Raw genomic sequence first — 604 nt, 5'->3', positions numbered from 1 at the left:
AGTGTTGTCAATGATTCGTGTAGGTGAAAAGATTTTATCTCAACATGGTCCGAAGCGCCCACTATTACTAGGAAGTGGCTTTACAGTGATTGGGTTAATCTTATTGTCGTTAACATTTTTACCAGAAATGTGGTATATCGTATCTAGTATAGTTGGATATTTATTGTTTGGTACTGGTTTAGGATTATATGCTACACCATCAACTGATACAGCAGTTGCTAGTGCGCCAGATGATAAGTCGGGTGTTGCTTCAGGTGTGTATAAAATGGCGTCATCATTAGGAAATGCATTTGGAGTAGCAGTATCTGGTACGGTTTATACTGTGTTAGCAGCTAATTTAAATTTGAACTTAGGTGGTTTCACAGGTATGATGTTTAATACCTTGCTAGCAATTGTTGCATTTTTAGTCATTTTACTATTAGTTCCTAAAAATCAAACGAATTTGTAAAACTGAAATGAAAGCAAGTTATTATGTACGGATTTTAAAGGAAATTTTGTGAAAGTAAGTTTATCATACACACTTAATGTTACGTATTGACGTTTAATGTTAGGTGTGTTCTTTTATAGACGATAAAAGCTGTGTGCATATTAAGCGAATGATTTT

At 34.1% G+C, this 604-nt stretch carries 1 protein-coding gene; it reads left to right on the top strand.

Annotation, left to right across the window (positions count from 1 at the left end):
- Window positions 1-448: MFS transporter (locus IDG60_RS28365; protein WP_206161152.1), on the top strand; the 448-nt coding region annotated here is incomplete at its 5' end.
- Window positions 449-604 lie beyond the last annotated feature (156 nt).

It is taken from the genome of Staphylococcus sp. EG-SA-2, from assembly GCF_017152085.1.
This window is presented reverse-complemented; position numbering and strand designations above follow the sequence as displayed.